The following is an 18145-nucleotide window of genomic DNA, read 5'->3' as shown; positions in this document are numbered from 1 at the left end:
TATTCCTATATACAAGTAATTAACTTTAATGCTTTCTTTTCAGGTCGTTGCGCACTTCTAGTTTCGATGCACTTTTTCAATAGAAACCAAGTGACACTCGGGACAACGGGTACGCCCCACAGAATGGGCTGCCGCGCAACAAGGGAGTACTTCCTGCTTATCTAAAGGTGAACTACACAAATGATCACGGTTGATCCGGCTGCGCTATTAGAACGTCTCAGTCCCTGCTGCCGGCAGGCGCTGGAAGAAGCAGGAAACCTGTGCATCGACCAGGGCGGCGCGGAAGTGACCGTTATGCATTTGCTGACGGCATTCCTCGGACAGCCTGCCTGCGACGTCCGCGTCACGATCGCCGGCGCAGGTCTTGATGTCGATGCCGTGCGGCATGCCCTGTCCAGCGGCTTCGAAGACCGTGATTCAGGCCGCAGCCAGTACCCGTCCTTCTCCCCTCTTCTTGTCGAGGTTTTACAAGATGCCTGGCTGCTCAGTTCGGTAGAGCTGGGGCAACCGCACATACGCAGCGGCGCGGTCTTCCTGGCGGCCTTGCTCAGTCCCGCACGCTACCTGCCTCTGGCGGCCATCCGCCTGCTCGACGCGGTCAACCGCGAATCATTGCGCAAACGCTTTGCGGCGCAGTTGGCAGCCTCGGCGGAAACGCTGCAGGCTGCGGCTGAACCGCAGGCATCGGCAGCAACGCCAGGCGACGACAGTGCACTGGCCAGGTTCGGCCACAACTTCACCGCCCAGGCGCGCGAAGGACGCATGGACCCGGTGCTGTGCCGCGATGCCGAGATGGATCTGATGATCGATATCCTTTCGCGCCGGCGCAAGAACAACCCCATCGTGGTGGGCGATGCGGGCGTCGGCAAGAGCGCGGTGGTAGAAGGCCTCGCCTTGCGGATCGTGCAGGGCCGCGTGCCCGAGCCGCTGCGCAGGGTCGAACTGTGGGGGCTGGACCTGGGTGCCCTGCAGGCAGGCGCTGCCGTGAAGGGTGAGTTCGAAAAACGCCTGAAGGCGGTCATCGACGAGGTCAAGGGCGCCGCCCGGCCGATCATCCTGTTCATCGATGAGGCCCACACCCTGATCGGCGCCGGCAACCTCGCCGGCGGCAGCGACGCGGCAAACCTGCTGAAGCCGGCGCTCGCACGAGGCGAGCTGCGTACCATCGCCGCTACGACCTGGTCGGAGTACAAGAAATACTTCGAGAAGGACCCCGCCCTGACCCGTCGCTTCCAGTTGGTCAAGCTGGAGTCACCCACCCCTGAGCAGGCCGTGCATATTCTGCGTGGCTTGCGCCCCGTCTACGAAGCATCGCATCAGGTGTTCATCGGCGATGACGCGCTGCAAGCCGCCGCCGCCCTGTCGAGCCGCTACCTCTCTGGACGGCAGTTGCCGGACAAGGCCATCGACGTGCTCGACACCGCCTGTGCCCGAGTCGCGTCTGCGCTGGCCGAACCGCCAAGGCGACTCAACGCACTGGAGAACGAACTCCGACAGATCGACGCCGAATCCGCCCAACTGATACGCGACGGCAAGGCTGGCCGATCGGTCGCCTCGGGTCGGCTGGAAGTGCTGGCCACCGCCCGCGAGGGCATGCTGGATAACACCGGGCAACTGCGCCAGGCATGGGAACAACAGAAAGCACTGGTGGACGAAATCGTCGGCCTGCGAGCTGGCAACGACGACGAGGCAGTTACCCGGGTGCTGACCGAAAAGGTCGCACAGTTGAGCGAGCTCCAGCGTACAGGCGCCTTGGTGCACGCCGATGTCGGCGCTGAACAGATAGCCCAGGTGATTGCCGACTGGACGGGTATTCCGGCGACCACTATCAACAGCGACCAGATGGCGCGTCTGGAAAGCTTGCCGTCGAACCTGAAAAACCGCATCAAAGGCCAGGACGCTGCCCTTGGAATCCTGCACCGACGCCTGCTCACCGCGCTGGCAGACCTGCGCCGCCCAGGCACGCCGATGGGCGCCTTCCTTCTGGTCGGCCCCAGTGGCGTCGGCAAGACGGAAACCGCCCTGGCGGTGGCGAACATGCTCTTCGGTGGTGAACAGTTCCTGACCACCATCAACATGTCCGAGTACCAGGAGAAATTCACCGTATCTCGCCTGCTGGGAGCTCCGCCTGGCTATGTCGGCTATGGCGAGGGGGGCGTTCTCACCGAAGCCATTCGCAAGCAACCCTATTCGGTGGTGCTGCTCGATGAGGTGGAAAAAGCCCATCCGGAAGTGCTCGACCTGTTCTACCAGGCCTTCGACAAGGGCGAGCTGAACGATGGCGAGGGCCGGCGCATCGACTGTCAGAACGTGCTGTTCTTCCTGACCTCCAACCTGGGCTTCGATCAGGACGATGAGTCACTGCAAGACCTGGAAGGCGATGTGCTGCGCCAGCGGCTCATGGGCTTTTTCAAACCGGCATTGCTGGCCCGTATGCAGATCGTTCCGTATGGCTACCTGAACGAGGACGTACTCGCCGAAATCATCGACGGCCGTCTGCAACGACTGGAACAGCAGCTTCAGCAACGCCACCAAGCCACGCTGACAATCACCGATGTCGCGCGCAATGAGCTGCGGGCACGCTGTGCGCGGCATCGAAATGGAGCGCGCATGCTCGATGCGATCATCGATGGCGAGTTGCTCCCCCCCTTGTCACTGGCCGTACTGCAACGACTGTCTCGCGGGGAAAAAATCCAGCATGCGGAACTGAGCTGGGCCGATGGTGCGTTCGCGGCAACGTTGACGCCACTTCTGCCTGAACAGCTCCAGGCCGCCGGCCTGACTTCCGAACGGAAGGGTTCCCTCACATGAAGCTGATGAGACTGACAGTGCTGGCGGCGGTGATTCTGGCTGGCTGCGATAGCAGTGAGCCCGCCACGGCAGCAGGACCTGACTGCACCCGAATCACCTCCGCGCTCGAGCGCCTCGCCTGCTTCGATGCCGTAGCCGAAACGCCATCCACTTATCCGCCACAGCAACCTCCGGCAACCGCGTCTGTTGCCGAGCCGGTGGTACAGGCGCCACACATCACGCGTCTGGTCAACGCCAATGAGGCAGGAAGGCGCCCGGAGGAGACCGTCTCGAGGATCACCCGTAGCGCGGATGCCCTGCCTGGGCAGAACAAAGTGGTGATTTCCGCACCCGCGCTGAGCGGTACTGCCGCCGAAACCTATCTGGCGATCAGTTGCCTGTCGAACATATCCCGGCTGCAGTTGCTGAGCGCCGACCCACTGCCGGTGAACCACATCACCATCAGGCTTCTGCTGGATGGCACACCGATTACGCCTACCCGTCCCTGGCAAGTGCTGGAAGACGGCACGGTTAGCGACGCCGGCCGTGGGCTGGTGGCCATCGAGCAGTTGCGGCACCTGACCCGTCCAGCGCAACTGCTGCAAGTCGAGAGCAATCACGGTCCGTTCGATGGCATGCGTTTCGATGCCAGCGCGCTGGCCGAACAGATGTCGAGACAACGCGAGGCGTGTCAGTGGTGAGGCAGCTTCCCCCGCTCGACCTCAAGGCGCTGCTGACGCCGCTGGATGAGCGCCAGCCTGCGGGTACGTTCGATGAAGAGAACCCGCTGTTCCAGGACATCGATCATGAAATGATCAAGCTCGGCGGCCTGCAGGAACGGAGCATCGATTGGAACCTCGTTGACCAGAGTGCCCGGCAGTACCTGAGCAACCACTGCAAACACTTTCGCATCGCCGGCCACCTGATAACGGTACACCTGCGAACGAACAGTTGGCGGGGCTGGGCCGAAGCCGCAGGCGTACTGGCCGGCATGGTGGAGAAATATTGGGAAACAGGTCACCCCAAGCCGGGCGCCGCAGGTTACTCAAGCAAGCGTCGCCTGGTTGAGCAATATCTGGAGCGACTGAGCGAGGCCCTGCCCAGGCTGGACCGCAAAGGCTACGCCGAAGATTTCTTCAAGGCGGGCCAGCAGGCACTCGACAACCTCCAGGCAAATGCCTCTCTGGCCGGGCTGGATGTTCCGGAGCTAAGCAGACTGGAAAGCAAACTGCGACAGCACACCGAAGCCACCCGCGCGCCGGAGCTGGCCGAACACCCCGTCTACCTGCCCTCCCGGAGCGAGGCGCTGGCCGATACGCTCCTCGTTCCCCTGCAGTCCAATCCGGGCAATGGACGGGAGAATCGCCGTTCACTGCTCTCGGCCGCCGAGATCATCAATCAGCAGGATGCCTATGACCCGACCGGCTATCTGCTGCGCCGGTTCGCCCTGTGGTCACACCTGACACAGGTGCCCTCGGCGACCAAGGACAACCGCACAGAATTGATGGCTGTCCCACGGGATGTTGCCGACAGCTACGCCGAAGCCCTGACAACCAACAGCGTCGGCCCGACCCTCTTGCAACAGATCGAACGCAGCGTTGCCTCGTCACCGTACTGGCTCCGCGGCAGCTTCCTGTCCGCCGGCACCGCTCGCAAGCTGGACATGCCACGGGTAGCCGAGGCCATACGCCAGGCCAGCGAACGCTTCGTGACCCGCCTGCCGGCCTTGACCACGCTGGAATTCGCCGATGGCCGCCCCTTCATCGATGACGACACCCAAGCCTGGCTGAGCGGTGCCGCGCAGAACAGCGAAACCGGCTCCGGCCTGGAATACCCGGCACTGCGAGACGAACTGAATGCGCTGCTCGACTCCACAGGCGTGGAGTCGATGCTGCGGCGCCTGGAAGCACTCCAGCAGCACAAGGCCGATGTGAGACATGGCTGTCATGTCATGGCCATCGCGGCCGAACTGCTCGCCTCCCGTGGGCTGGCCTGGCTCGCCGAAGGTTTGTATGCCCGAGCCCACAGCGTCATGAACAGCGCCTCCACCCGGGCGTGGGAACCGGAACTCTACGCGTTGCTGGTGCGGCACGCGCCGTCTGGCGAAGAACACAAGAATTGAACAGGAGCATTGCCTTGAGGAACATCTGGTCCAACTTGCAACAATACGGCCGGCCCGTTCTGCGCTGGGTCAAGCCCGGCATGCCGCTCATGCTGCTGGCCCTGGCAATGGCCGTGATTGCCATCTGGTGGCTCGGCCCGCTGTGGACCGTTGCCGAGCGGCAGCCCCTCGGCAACCTGACCGCGAGGTTCCTGGCCACGATCGTGTTGCTGGTGATTCCGTTGCTGGGTTGGGCGCTTCACCTGCGTCGGCACACTCGACTATTGGAGGCGGAACGCAAACATGATCAGGAAGTGCAGACCGATAGCTGCCTGCGCTACATCGAAGCGCAGGAACGCGACCTCGACCGCAGCCTTGCACTGCTCCAATCCAACCTCAAAGGCCGCAATGCCTTGTACCAGATGCCCTGGTATCTGGTTCTCGGGCAGGAAAACTCGGGCAAGACCAGCTTCGTCAACCGCTCCAACCCGAGCTTCTCCCTGACGGGAGAGATGAAAGCGGGAAGTTGGCGCACACAGGAAGACCCGGACAGGCTCTACCCGATTGACTGGTGCATCGGCGACCAGGCGGTGCTCATCGACCCTCCTGGCGAGATCATCAGCCAGCCGCGGGTTGCAGCAAACCCGCAAGAAAAGGACGTACCGGACCCGGCCCCTGTCGACCGGGATACCTCGCTGCGACGCGCCACCGCCGGGTTGCCGGAAGACCTCCATTCGCGCCTTTGGAACAGCTTCGTCAGCTGGCTGGGGCGCAATCGCAGCCGCCGGCCGCTGAATGGCGTCGTCCTGATGGTCAGCCTGGTGACCTTGCTGAACCAGAAACCCAGCGACCGCAAAGCCCTGGCCATGTTGCTGCGGGCAAGACTGATCGAACTCAGCCGCGAACTGGGCACGCGCCCGCCGCTGTATGTCGTGCTCAGCAAGTTCGACCTGCTCGAAGGCTTCGAGCCCTTGTTCGCCCGCCTGCCCAAGTCGGCGCGCGAGGATATTTTCGGCTTCACCTTCACCCTGGATTCGGTACGAGACTACGACGCGTGGCTCGAGGAGCTGGGCGTGCGCTACGACAGCTTCCTCGATCGCCTGAACGAGCAGGTCTTCGACGCCATGGCGGATGTCGGCGAAACGTCGCAGCGCGAGTCCCTGTACTCGCTGGTGCGGCAAATGTCCGGTCTGCGCTCGGTGCTGCTGGACTTCCTTGCGGATGTGATGGGCAGTGATCGCTTCGCCACGCCATCCTTGCCACGCGGCGTGTTCTTCTCTTCGGTGTATCAGCAAGGTGTGCTCAATAACGCCTTCGTGACATCGGCGGCCAAGACTTACGGCCTGCGCGAGTCGGCCAACGCGATGCACCCCAGCGGGCGGGCAATGGTCTATTTTGCCCAGCAACTGTTCCAGCGCGTCATCTATCCCGAATCAGGCCTGGCCGGCGACAACCCTCGTGTCCTGAGACAGAAGAAACACGCCCTCGCCCTGCATTTCGGCATTGCCTCGCTGGGCAGCCTGATGATCATCGGCGGCTGGCACCACTATTACACCGTCAACCGCGACAAGGCCTCGAGCGTCATGGAGCGCAGCCGCGACTTCAGCGCCAGCGCCATCGACGGCACGCTGGACCCTACCGGACACAACCTGTTGCAGCCGCTGGACCAGATCAGCAACGCGGTCGCCGTCTATGGCGACTACCGCGATGCCTGGCCACTTGTAGCAAACATGGGCCTGTATCAGGGCCGAGCGATAGGCCCCAAGGTCGATGAAGCCTACCTGGCGTTACTCTCTCAGCGTTTTCTGCCGGCATTGGCCAGCGGCGTCATGGAAGCACTGGACGGTGCCGACATCGAGGGTGACGCTCAACTGGCGGCCCTGCGTGTTTACCGAATGATCGAAGACCGCCCCAATCGCCGCGCGCCGGTGGTGGAAGGATGGATGGCGGCCTACTGGCAGCGAGCGTTCCCGGGCAACGACGGCACCCAGCGCGCATTGATGCGGCATCTGGAATACGCCATGAAGTACGCCGACACACAGCTCCCGAACTATCACGATCGGGTTGCCGTGGTTCAGCGGCACCTGCAGCAGATTCCCTTGCCAGAGCGGGTGTACATGACCATGCGCCAGGAGGCCGGTGCGTCCCTGCGTTCGCCCTTGGATCTGCGCAATGAAATCGGCCCGGCCTTCGATATCGTCTACCAGACCGAGCCGGAAACGGTGGAGGGGCCTGAAGGGGAGTCTCTTTCTTCCGACGGACGCATCGATGCCCTGCTGACCGCCAGTGGCTATCGCAGCTACTTCGCCCAACACAACGAGGGCCTCACCGAGCTGGCGATGGTCGACCAATGGGCCTTGGGCGAGCGCGGCGGAATTGATTATTCGCAGGCTGATAAAACCATCCTGGCCGAGCGAATCCGCGCGATCTACAGCCGCGCCTACGTCGACACCTGGCGGCGCAACCTCAGCCAGCTAGAGGTCCGCGACTTCCACGACATCACCGACGCCGTCAGCATCCTGGGCAGCATCACAGGCCCGGCCGATCCGCTGCGCCGCCTGGTCGAAACAGTGCGCGATAACAGTGAGTTTGGCGTCAGACCCGTTCCCGCCAGCGGCACGGCGAATCTGATCGATAAGGCTGCGACACTGACTGATCAGGTGGCCGAGGTCAGTGCTGATGCCACTCAGACACCAATGACCCTGGAAATCGTGCGCGCCTTCACGCCATTGACCCAACTGCTTGAAGCCCGGGGAGAACGAGCGTCCTACCTGGAGGAAACGATGCTGGCAATTGGCAGCGTGCAGGAAAAGGTCCGCTTGGTGCACGACAGTCCCGACCGCGGTAAGGCTGCGCTCGCCATGGTTGTGGAGCGCTTCTCGCTGAAAGGCCCCGACCCCATCGCCAACCTGCAGCGAGTTGCCGCTGGCCTGCCCGAGCCGATGAACCGCCAGGTGGCCAAGCTGGCCAATGAGTCCTCGCGGGTGATTCTGGTGGAAGCGCTGCGCGAGCTGGAGCGGCGCTGGGATAGCGACATCCATCGCTTCTACCGCGAGCGGCTGGCTGATCGCTATCCATTCAACCCCACCAGCCGGGAGGAGGTTTCGCTGGAAGACTTCACCGCGTTCTTCGGTCCACAGGGTCGGCTACAGCAATTCCGCGTGGAGTACCTCAACCTGTTTCTCGAAGAAAACCTGGAGGCCCTCTACTCCGAGCGCCTCGGCGGCTACCTGGTGCGGGCCGACGTGCAAACCCGGCTGGAGTCGGCCGATCGCATCCGCGATGCCTTCTTCAACAGTCGCGGGTTACTCGGCGTGCAGTTCTATATCGAGCCCTTGGGCCTGGCGCCCAACAAACGCAGCAGCTCGCTCAGCGTCGAAGGACAACTGGTCACCTACAACCATGGCCCGACGACCAGCACGGCGCTGATCTGGCCCAACACCCTGGCCCCCAACAACGAAAGCCGCATGAGCCTCGTCAATGCTGGCGGCAGCAGCAGCGGCCTGGTCTATCGCGGGCCCTGGTCGCTTTATCGACTGCTGAGCCAGGCGCGACTGAACGGCACCACCAGCACCAGCGTGGACCTCAGTTTCTCCGCGCCGGACGGCAGCATGCGTTACCGCATCAGTACGGAGAAAGCCAACAACCCGTTCACCCAGCCGCTGTTCAAGGGCTTTGCTTTGCCGCTGAAGTTGTTGCAGGACGGGCTGTAGATCACCCACCACTGACAGCCCGCCGGTCCTCCCGCGGGCAACGCTGAAAGCGCGCCCGATAACTGCGGGTGAAATACGACGGTGAGTCGAAGCCGCAGGCGATGCTCACCTCCAGCACGCTCATCTCGGTCTGGCGCAGCAGTTGCCGCGCCTTGTCCAGGCGCAAGCGCAGGTAAAAGCCGCTGGGCGTGTCGTTCAGGTACAGGCGGAACAGCCGCTCCAGTTGGCGCCGGCTGACCTGCACCGACCCGGCCAGGTCGAGGGTGTTCAGCGGCACCTCGGTATTGCGCTCCATCGCGCCGATCACCTGCACCAGCTTGCTGTTGCTGATGCCGTAACGCGAGGCGATCTGCATGCGCTGGTGGTCCTGGCGCGGCCGGATGCGCCCGAGCACGAACTGTTCGGACACCTGAATCGCCAGTTCGGCGCCATGGGCCTGAGCGATCAGGTCGAGCATCAGGTCAATGGACGCGGTGCCGCCCGCCGAGGTGATGCGGCGACGGTCCACTTCGAACAGCTCCTGCGTCGCCTCCAAACGCGGATACCGCTCCTTGAACGCGTCCAGCGCTTCCCAATGCAAAGTCACCCGGTGGCCGTCGAGCAGTCCGGCTTCGGCCAGCACCAGCGTGCCGGTGTCGATGCCACCGAGCACCACGCCGTCGTGATCGAGCTTGCGCAACCAGTGCGCCAGCGTCGGGCCGTAGCTCTGCAGCGGCTCGAAACCCGCCACCACCAGCAGCGTCGCGCCTTTGCCCAGCGGCTCCAGCGGACCGTCGGCGTTGACCGACATGCCGTTGCTCGCCAGCACCGCCCCGCCGTCCAGGCTCAGCACCCGCCAGCGATACAGCCCGGCGCGGAAACGGTTGGCCACCCGCAGCGGCTCCAGCGCCGAAATGAAACCCAGCGCGGAGAATCCGGGCAACAGCAGAAAGTGGAAATCCTGGGACATAGTGGCGACTCGACAGCCAGGGAAGTGCGGTTAATACCGCGCAGGTCGCCGCTGTGCAAGCGCCGGTCGCCACAGTGCGATTTTCTACGCTGAAGCCCGCGTAATTTGAGCACCACGGCTCGCAGAAGCCGCATCCCTATAACAATTAGAACTGCCGTTGGAGGAGCCACCATGTACAGATCGCTGCTGATGCTCGTCGGTACCGCAATCCTCAGCACCAACGCACTGGCCGCCGAGCCGGCCGTCTGCAAGAACGTCCGCCTGGGCGTCGTCAACTGGACCGACGTGATGGCCACCAGCGCCATGACCCAGGTGCTGCTGGACGGCCTCGGCTACCAGACCAAACAGACCAGTGCCTCGCAACAGATCATCTTCGCCGGTATCCGTGACCAGCGACTGGACCTGTTCCTGGGCTACTGGAACCCGATCATGACCCAGACCATCACCCCGTTCGTCGACGCAGGCCAGGTCAAGGTGCTCGACACCCCCAGCCTGAACGACGCCCGCGCCACCCTTGCCGTGCCGAAATACCTGGCCGACAAGGGCCTGAAAACCTTTGCCGACATCCACAAGTTCGAGAAGGAGCTGGGCGGCAAGATCTACGGCATCGAGCCGGGTTCCGGGGCCAATACCCAGATCAAGGCGATGATCGCCAAGAACCAGTTCGGCCTGGGCAAATTCCAGCTGGTGGAGTCCAGCGAGGCCGGCATGCTCGCGGCGGTCGATCGCGCCGTGCGGCGCAAGGAAGCCGTGGTGTTCTTCGGCTGGGCGCCGCATCCGATGAACGTGAATGTCGACATGGCCTACCTGAGCGGCAGCGAAGACGCCCTGGGCCCGGATGAAGGCCGCGCCACGGTGTGGACCGTCACCGCGCCGGACTACGCCAGCCGCTGCCCGAACGTCAGCCGCCTGCTGAGCAACCTGACCTTCAGCGCCGAAGCCGAGAGCCGGATGATGCAACCGCTGCTGGACCACAAGGACGCGCTGGAGTCGGCGCGGCAGTGGCTCAAGGACCATCCCGAGGACAAGGCCCGCTGGCTTGAAGGGGTGACCACGCTGGACGGGCAACCCGCCGCTGAGAACCTCAAGCTCACCGCCAACTGAGACCCCGCCGTCCTTCCCTGCTGGAGCGAGCTTGCTCGCGATGAGGCCCTCACAGAGCCCGCGACACAGCCATCGCGAGCAAGCTCGCTCCTACAGAAGTGCTACGCGATACCCATGATTTTTCATCGCCCACCCAGGCCACGAACCAGACAGACACGCCCCAAGGAACCCCGCAATGAACCACGACGTCATCATCACCTGCGCCCTCACCGGCGCCGGCGACACCGCCAGCAAAAGCCACCTGGTCCCGGTCACGCCGAAGCAGATCGCCGCCGCCGCGGTGGAAGCCGCCAAGGCCGGTGCCACCGTGGTCCACTGCCACGTCCGCGATCCCGAGACCGGCCGCTTCAGCCGCGATGTGGCGCTCTACCGCGAAGTGATGGAACGCATCCGCGAGTCGGACGTGGACATCATCGTCAACCTCACCGCCGGCATGGGCGGCGATCTGGAGATCGGCCCCGGCGAAATGCCCATGGAATTCGGCCCCGGCACCGACCTCATCGGCCCGCTGGAGCGCCTCGCCCACGTCGAAGCATTGCTGCCGGAAATCTGCACCCTGGACTGCGGCACCCTCAACTTCGGCGACGGCAACAGCATCTATGTTTCCACCCCGAGCCAACTGCGCGCCGGCGCCAAGCGCATCACCGAACTGGGCGTGAAAGCCGAGCTGGAAATCTTCGACACCGGCCACCTGTGGTTCGCCAAGCAGATGATCAAGGAAGGCCTGCTGGACGACCCGCTGTTCCAGCTTTGCCTGGGCATCCCGTGGGGCGCTCCGGCGGACACCACCACCATGAAAGCCATGGTCGACAACCTGCCGCCAGGCGCGACCTGGGCCGGGTTCGGCATCGGTCGCATGCAGATGCCGATGGCCGCACAGGCGGTGCTGCTGGGCGGCAACGTGCGGGTCGGCCTGGAAGACAACCTGTGGCTGGAGAAAGGCGTGCTGGCCAGCAACGGCCAACTGGTGGAGCGCGCCGCTGAGATCCTTCAACGCCTGGGCGCGCGGGTCCTCACCCCCGCCGAAGGCCGCGCCAAAATGAACCTGACCCGTCGCTGATCCACAGGAGCCCCACATGCGCTTTATCACTGATATCAAAACTTTCGCGGCCCTGGGCAGCGGCGTGATCGGCAGCGGCTGGGTCGCCCGCGCCCTGGCCAACGGCCTCGACGTAGTGGCCTGGGACCCGGCGCCGGGCGCCGAGCAGGCTCTGCGCAAACGCATCGCCAACGCCTGGCCTGCGCTGGAGAAACAAGGCCTGGCGCCCGGCGCCTCGCAGGAGCGACTGCGTTTCGTGGCGACCATTGAGGAATGCGTGCGCGACGCCGATTTTATCCAGGAAAGCGCGCCAGAGCGGCTGGAACTCAAGCTCGACCTGCACGGCCAGATCAGCGCCGCAGCCAAGCCCGATGCACTGATCGCCTCCAGCACCTCGGGGCTGTTGCCCAGCGAATTCTACGAGTCGTCCATCCATCCCGAGCGCTGCGTGGTCGGCCATCCGTTCAACCCGGTGTACCTGCTGCCGCTGGTGGAAATCGTCGGCGGCCGGAACACCGCGCCCGAGGCTATCGAAGCAGCAAAACAGGTCTACAGCGCCCTCGGCATGCAACCGTTGCACGTGCGCAAGGAAGTCCCCGGTTTCATCGCCGACCGCCTGCTCGAAGCGCTGTGGCGCGAGGCGCTGCACCTGGTCAACGATGGCGTGGCCACCACCGGCGAGATCGACGACGCGATCCGCTTCGGCGCTGGTCTGCGCTGGTCGTTCATGGGTACTTTCCTGACCTATACCCTGGCCGGTGGCGATGCTGGCATGCGCCACTTCATGGCGCAGTTCGGCCCGGCGCTGCAACTGCCGTGGACCTACCTGCCCGCCCCGGCGCTGACCGACGAACTGATCGACGCCGTGGTGGATGGCACCACCGACCAGCGCGGCGAGCGCAGCATTGCCTCGCTGGAGCGCTATCGTGATGACTGCCTGCTGGCGGTGCTGGACGCGGTGAAAACCACCAAGGCCCGCCACGGCATGACGTTCAGCGACTGACCCGGAGAAACGCGATGCCTGCCTTGCTGACTTACCAGACCCCGGTGCTGGAAGACTGGGTGGATTACAACGGGCATCTGCGCGATGCCTTCTACCTGCTGATCTTCAGCTACGCCACCGATGCGTTCATGGAGCGCATCGGCCTGGACAGCGACAACCGCGATGCCACGGGGCATTCGCTGTTCACCCTGGAATGCCACCTGAACTACCTGCATGAGGTGAAGCTGGGGACGCCGGTGTGGGTGGACACGCAAGTGATCGGCTTCGATCGCAAGCGCCTGCACCTCTATCACAGCCTGCACCGTGAAGGCTTCGAGCCGGCGCTGGCGGCCAATGAACAGATGCTGCTGCATGTGGACCTGGCGGGGCCGAAATCGGCGCCCTTTGCCGAGGAGGTGGTGGAGCGGTTGCGGGGGATCGTCGCGGAGCAGGCGGATCTGCCGGCGGCGGAGTTTGTCGGGCGGGTGATCGGGCTGCCGGGCTGAGTTCCTCTGGTTTCAACCACCCCAAAAAACAGCCCCGGATAGCCGTGACGCGTCCGGGGCGAAGAGTGAGCAAATTACCTGCTGCCAGAAGACCGGTGACCAAACCGCCCTCAACCTGTGCATGGCCTCAGTGTGCACACTCCCGCGTCACGCAATATTGCCGAAAACGACCTGTTCATAGGTAATGCGGCCATCGCGACAATCTGCCCTTGCCGCGCTCGCCGAGCGCTTCCAGAATCGATCCACGATCTCACCTGCCACAAGGACTAACGCCATGATGCACGCGGATTTGATTGATCAGGACGACTTGGTTGGGCACCTGCGCGCCCTCGGTTTCGAAACACCTTCCGGGGTCAGCGCCGAACAGGCGTGCGAGCACGCGGTGCGCGGGCTGAGCGAGCCACAGGCCAAGGCGCTGAAAGGAATGGTCGAGCAGATGTACACCGGCAGCGCGACGATCTTGCCGGCGGTACGTCAGGCGATTGAAAAGCAGTTGTTGCCGGCGCTGGCGGAGTTCAAGGCGGCTCATCGGTAATCGAAGTCGCTCCACAAGCCACTCCAGACCTGTAGGAGCGAGCTTGCTCGCGATGGGGCCAGCGGCCCCAAGAGAATCGCGAGCAAGCTCGCTCTTACAACCTCACACTCGCAAACGTCGACTCGTTCCGCGCCTGGCTCAACGCCGCCATCGGCCCCGCCAGCGGCGAGAGCACCAGCGCCTGCGGGATCGGCATCATCGCCACCTGCTGGGCCGTATTGGAACCCACACGCTCATCCCGCGGCGGAATGCCGAAGTACTCGCGGTAGCACTTGGAGAAGTGCGGCGTGGAGACGAACCCGCACACCGACGCCACTTCGATGATCGACATCGGCGTCTGCTTGAGCAACTGCCGCGCGCGGATCAGGCGCAGCTTGAGGTAGTAGCGCGACGGCGAGCAGTGCAGGTATTTCTGGAACAGCCGTTCGAGCTGGCGCCGCGATACCGAGACGTATACCGCCAGTTCGTCCAGGTCGATTGGCTCTTCAAGGTTGGCTTCCATCAGCGCGACGATTTCCTGCAGCTTCGGCTGGTTGGTGCCGAGCATGTGCTTGAGCGGCACACGCTGGTGATCCTGTTCGTTGCGGATGCGCTCGTAGACAAACATTTCCGAAATCGCCGCCGACAGTTCGCGGCCGTGATCGCGGCTGATCAGGTGCAGCATCATGTCCAGCGGCGCGGTGCCACCGGAGCTGGTGAAGCGGTTACGGTCGAGGGTGAACAGGCGGGTGCTCATGCTCACCCGCGGGAAGGCTTCCTGCATCGCCGCCAGACATTCCCAGTGCACGCTGCAATCGAAACCATCGAGCAGGCCGGCACAGGCCAGCGCCCAACTGCCGGTGCACACCGCGCCGAGGCGGCGCGACTGGCGGGCCTGGCTCTGTAGCCAGGTGACGTGTTCACGGGTCACGGTGCGCTGGATGCCGATGCCGCCGCAGACGATCACGGTGTCCATCGGCGGCGCCTTGTGCATCGCTGCATCGGGGGTGATCTGCAGACCGTCGCTGGCCCAGACCTGGCCACCGTCCACGCTCAGGGTATGCCAGCGATACAGCTCGCGGCCGGACAACTGGTTGGCCATGCGCAGCGGTTCAACGGCGGATGCCAGGGAAATCAGCGTGAAGTTGTCCAACAGCAGGAAACCGATGGATTGGGGCGTGCGGGTTTGGGGTTGGGCCCCGGAGTTGTACGACGTCATCGCGATCTCTCCTCACACAATGCAGGTTGCGCCTCAGGCACGGGCTTTTTGTATTTGCCCCGGTTCGAATGCAGGGGCTTTGCCAATCTCAACGCAAATGCCATGCCTGAAATTGAACAGCTATTCAATAAATCCTGAAAACGACGTCGCGACACGTCTAAAAAGCGCCCTCGACCAGCCGCTCCAGTGAACGGAAAGGGCCGGTCCAGGGCTCATCGGCAGGCGTGGTGAGCAGTTCGGTAGCACTAGCGGGAAAGTTGCCCAGAAGCGACACGAAAGAGTGTCACCTGAGGTAGTACGGAGGGATTTTCAGCGTAGGAAAAACTGGCCTTTCGCCCACGCGCCAAAAGGCGGCGCGGGCGTAGGCAGGTGAGCGAAAACGGCGCAGCGCACTCAGCACTCGATGGCGCTGACCGCCAGACCGCCGCGGGAGGTTTCCTTGTACTTGTCGTGCATGTCGGCGCCAGTATCGCGCATGGTGCGGATCACCCGGTCGAGGGAAATGAAGTGCTCACCATCCCCTCGCAGAGCCATCTGCGCGGCGTTGATCGCCTTGACTGCGGCGATGGCATTGCGCTCGATGCACGGCACCTGGACCAGCCCGCCGACCGGATCGCAGGTCAGCCCCAGGTTGTGTTCCAGGCCGATTTCGGCGGCGTTTTCCAGTTGCGCCGGAGTCGCGCCGAGCACTTCCGCAAGCCCCGCCGCAGCCATCGCGCAGGCCGAGCCGACCTCGCCCTGGCAACCGACTTCGGCACCGGAAATCGACGCGTTCTTCTTGCACAGGATGCCCACCGCCGCGGCAGCGAGGAAGAAGTCCACCACACAGGCTTCGCTGACTTCATCGCTGAAGCGCATGTAGTAGTGCAGCACCGCAGGAATGATCCCGGCCGCGCCGTTGGTGGGCGCGGTAACCATGCGCCCGCCCGCAGCGTTTTCTTCGTTGACCGCCAGGGCGTAGAGGTTGACCCACTCCATCGCGCTCAGGGTCGAGCCGATCACATTGGGCTTGCCCAGCTCCTGAAGGCTGCGGTGCAACTTGGCTGCGCGGCGTTTCACATTGAGGCCGCCGGGCAGGATGCCTTCGTATTTCAGGCCGCTTTCCACGCAATCCTGCATGGCCTGCCAGAGCTTCATCAGGCCGGCGCGAATCTCCGCTTCACTGCGCCAGACCTTCTCGTTTTCCAGCATCAATTGCGACACGCGCATGTCGTTTTGTTTGCAGCGTTCGAGCAGTTCCTCGGCGCTGTTGAAATCGTAGGGCAGCACGGTGTTGTCGCTGTCCAGCACACCGCTGGCGGCCTGCGCCGCGTCGACCACAAAGCCGCCACCCACCGAGTAATAAGTGTCGCTGTGCAGCTCGCCGTCAGCGCCTTCGGCCACCAGGGTCATGGCGTTGGGATGATAGGGCAGGTTCTCGTCCAGCAGGCGCATGTCGCGCTGCCAGATAAAGGGTACGGGCAGGCGGCCGTCGAGCAGCAGGGTGTCGGTTTCGCGCAGGGTGGCGATGCGGATGCCGATCTGCGACGGGTCGATCGCGTCCGGCCATTCGCCCATCAGGCCCATGATCACGGCGTTGTCGCTGCCGTGGCCGACACCGGTGGCCGACAGCGAACCGTAGAGGCGCACTTCGACGCGGCGCACCTGCTCCAGCTCACCCCGCTCGCGCAGGCCCTGGACGAACAGAGCCGCAGCGCGCATGGGGCCGACGGTATGGGAACTGGACGGGCCGACGCCGATCTTGAACAGGTCGAACACACTGATGGCCATGGCCACGAACCTCCTGATTGGGCAGGCGTACGCAGCCCGGGCACGGAGGCCACAGCTGCTACGCTGACTGGGCGGCAATCCGCCGATTCCGCGCATCATCAGGCTTTTGGCAACACCCCTGACGTCTGCAACCGACTCACTCTTGTCCAGCAACGCCGCCCTTTGCGAGCGGCCTGAAAGCGCCGTTTTTTTGCGGTGCAGACGGGGCGAAAGAGTGTTTATCGGGGCCGATGAATCCATATGCGACCTCATTGGCACTGGATGCGACCCTGCCTGTACTGGTTACGACGCACCCTGTAGGCGTTTGTTTTTCGCTGGTAGATGATCGGTATCGACTCGATTGCACGGCACTCGTCCCGCTGTCGCCCGGCAGCCAGGCCCGACCGAATGCAGACATAAAGCACGGCGGTCCCGTGGGACGTCCGAAAAAAAACACTAAGGAGTCCATTCATGAAAGGTTCACCTTCGCTGTTACTGGCCGCGCTACTGAGCCTCCCGGCGCTGGCCCAGGCCGCCGAGCCTGAAGCGTGTCACACCGTCAACTTCTCCGATGTCGGCTGGACTGACATCACCGTGACCACCGCTGTGACCAGCGCCGTTCTCGAAGCGCTGGGCTACAAGACCCGCACCACCATGATCTCCGTCCCGGTGACCTACAAGTCGCTGGCCGACGGCAAGAACATGGACGTGTTCCTCGGCAACTGGATGCCGACCATGGAAAACGACATCAAGCAGTACCGCGATGCCGGCACCGTGGAAACCGTCCGCGCCAACCTGGAAAACGCCAAGTACACCCTCGCGGTCCCGCAGGCGTTGTATGACAAAGGCCTGAAGGACTTCGCCGATATCGCCAAGTTCAAGAAGGAGCTGGACGGCAAGATCTACGGCATCGAGCCCGGCAACGACGGCAACCGCACCATCCAGAGCATGATCGACAAGAACGCCTTCGGCCTGAAAGACGCCGGTTTCAAGGTGGTCGAATCGAGCGAGGCCGGCATGCTGTCGCAAGTCGATCGCGCAGCACGACGCGGCACCGATGTGGTGTTCCTCGGTTGGGAACCGCACCCGATGAACAAGCGCTTCAAGATGCAGTACCTGAGTGGCGGCGATGACTTCTTCGGCCCTGACTTCGGCAAGGCCACCGTGCTGACCAACACCCGCAAGGGTTACACCCAGGAATGCGCCAACGTCGGTCAACTGCTGAAAAACCTGTCCTTCACCCTGGACATGGAAAGCACGCTGATGGGCAACGTCCTCGACGACAAGACCAAACCCGACGCCGCCGCCAAGGCCTGGCTGAAAAACAATCCGCAGGTGCTCGACACCTGGCTGGCCGGCGTAACCACCGTAGACGGCAAACCCGGCCTGGAAGCGGCCAAGGCCAAACTCACGCAGTAAGCACGCCCCCGCGGCGGCACTGACCGCCGCGGGGAGTTTTCGAATCCTTGCAGGTGGACG

The 18145-nt window shown here is 63.5% G+C and carries 13 protein-coding genes; 10 read left to right on the top strand and 3 right to left on the bottom strand.

Features of this window, described 5'->3' with window-relative positions:
• Positions 1–180: 180 nt before the first annotated feature.
• The 4 genes from tssH to tssM are packed head-to-tail and all read left to right on the top strand — an operon-like array spanning position 181 to position 8604.
• Positions 181–2811: a type VI secretion system ATPase TssH gene (gene tssH, locus NTD88_RS23665; RefSeq protein WP_262156318.1), complete on the top strand. Its 2631-nt coding sequence runs from the start codon at positions 181–183 to the stop codon at positions 2809–2811.
• Positions 2808–3491, top strand: a complete 684-nt coding sequence (vasI, locus tag NTD88_RS23660) for a type VI secretion system-associated protein VasI (RefSeq protein WP_262156319.1) — start codon at positions 2808–2810, stop codon at positions 3489–3491. The genes tssH and vasI overlap by 4 nt, the downstream gene beginning before the upstream one ends.
• Positions 3488–4912 (top strand): type VI secretion system protein TssA, encoded by a 1425-nt coding sequence (gene tssA, locus NTD88_RS23655; RefSeq protein ID WP_262156320.1) that lies wholly within the window; start codon positions 3488–3490, stop codon positions 4910–4912. The genes vasI and tssA overlap by 4 nt, the downstream gene beginning before the upstream one ends.
• Before the next feature lie 14 nt (positions 4913–4926).
• Positions 4927–8604, top strand: a complete 3678-nt coding sequence (gene tssM / locus NTD88_RS23650) for a type VI secretion system membrane subunit TssM (RefSeq protein ID WP_262156321.1) — start codon at positions 4927–4929, stop codon at positions 8602–8604.
• A 1-nt stretch (position 8605) separates the two neighbouring features.
• Here the strand turns inward: tssM and NTD88_RS23645 are convergent, their stop codons facing one another.
• Positions 8606–9553 carry a GlxA family transcriptional regulator gene (locus tag NTD88_RS23645; protein WP_095156271.1) on the bottom strand — a complete coding sequence of 316 codons (948 nt, stop codon included), beginning with the start codon at positions 9551–9553 and terminating at the stop codon, positions 8606–8608.
• 171 nt (positions 9554–9724) lie between these two features.
• Here NTD88_RS23645 and choX point away from each other — a divergent pair, with 171 nt between their 5' ends.
• The 5 genes from choX to NTD88_RS23620 all read left to right on the top strand — a co-directional run bounded on the left by choX (position 9725) and on the right by NTD88_RS23620 (position 13719).
• Positions 9725–10657, top strand: a complete 933-nt coding sequence (gene choX / locus NTD88_RS23640) for a choline ABC transporter substrate-binding protein (RefSeq protein ID WP_262128895.1) — start codon at positions 9725–9727, stop codon at positions 10655–10657.
• A 175-nt stretch (positions 10658–10832) separates the two neighbouring features.
• On the top strand, positions 10833–11717 hold the full coding sequence (locus NTD88_RS23635; RefSeq protein ID WP_262156322.1) for a 3-keto-5-aminohexanoate cleavage protein: 885 nt from the start codon (positions 10833–10835) through the stop codon (positions 11715–11717).
• 16 nt (positions 11718–11733) lie between these two features.
• Positions 11734–12699 (top strand): L-carnitine dehydrogenase, encoded by a 966-nt coding sequence (locus NTD88_RS23630; protein WP_262128894.1) that lies wholly within the window; start codon positions 11734–11736, stop codon positions 12697–12699.
• A gap of 14 nt (positions 12700–12713) precedes the next feature.
• On the top strand, positions 12714–13184 hold the full coding sequence (locus NTD88_RS23625; protein WP_262156323.1) for a thioesterase family protein: 471 nt from the start codon (positions 12714–12716) through the stop codon (positions 13182–13184).
• A 274-nt stretch (positions 13185–13458) separates the two neighbouring features.
• Positions 13459–13719, top strand: coding sequence for a hypothetical protein (locus tag NTD88_RS23620; protein WP_095156276.1), 261 nt, complete (start codon positions 13459–13461; stop codon positions 13717–13719).
• 94 nt (positions 13720–13813) lie between these two features.
• Here the strand turns inward: NTD88_RS23620 and NTD88_RS23615 are convergent, their stop codons facing one another.
• Both NTD88_RS23615 and NTD88_RS23610 read right to left on the bottom strand, forming a co-directional pair.
• On the bottom strand, positions 13814–14917 hold the full coding sequence (locus NTD88_RS23615; protein ID WP_095156277.1) for a GlxA family transcriptional regulator: 1104 nt from the start codon (positions 14915–14917) through the stop codon (positions 13814–13816).
• 393 nt (positions 14918–15310) lie between these two features.
• Positions 15311–16687 carry an L-serine ammonia-lyase gene (locus NTD88_RS23610; protein ID WP_110970385.1) on the bottom strand — a complete coding sequence of 459 codons (1377 nt, stop codon included), beginning with the start codon at positions 16685–16687 and terminating at the stop codon, positions 15311–15313.
• 450 nt (positions 16688–17137) lie between these two features.
• Between NTD88_RS23610 and NTD88_RS23605 the strand changes: the two genes are divergently transcribed.
• Complete coding sequence (locus tag NTD88_RS23605; RefSeq protein ID WP_095156279.1) at positions 17138–18085, top strand: choline ABC transporter substrate-binding protein; 948 nt, start codon at positions 17138–17140, stop codon at positions 18083–18085.
• The last annotated feature ends 60 nt before the right edge of the window (positions 18086–18145 follow it).

The sequence above is a fragment of the Pseudomonas sp. 20P_3.2_Bac5 genome, from assembly GCF_025466035.1.
Taxonomy (GTDB): domain Bacteria; phylum Pseudomonadota; class Gammaproteobacteria; order Pseudomonadales; family Pseudomonadaceae; genus Aquipseudomonas.
Note: the sequence above shows the minus strand (reverse complement) of the source record. Positions and strands in the feature narration are given on the sequence as shown.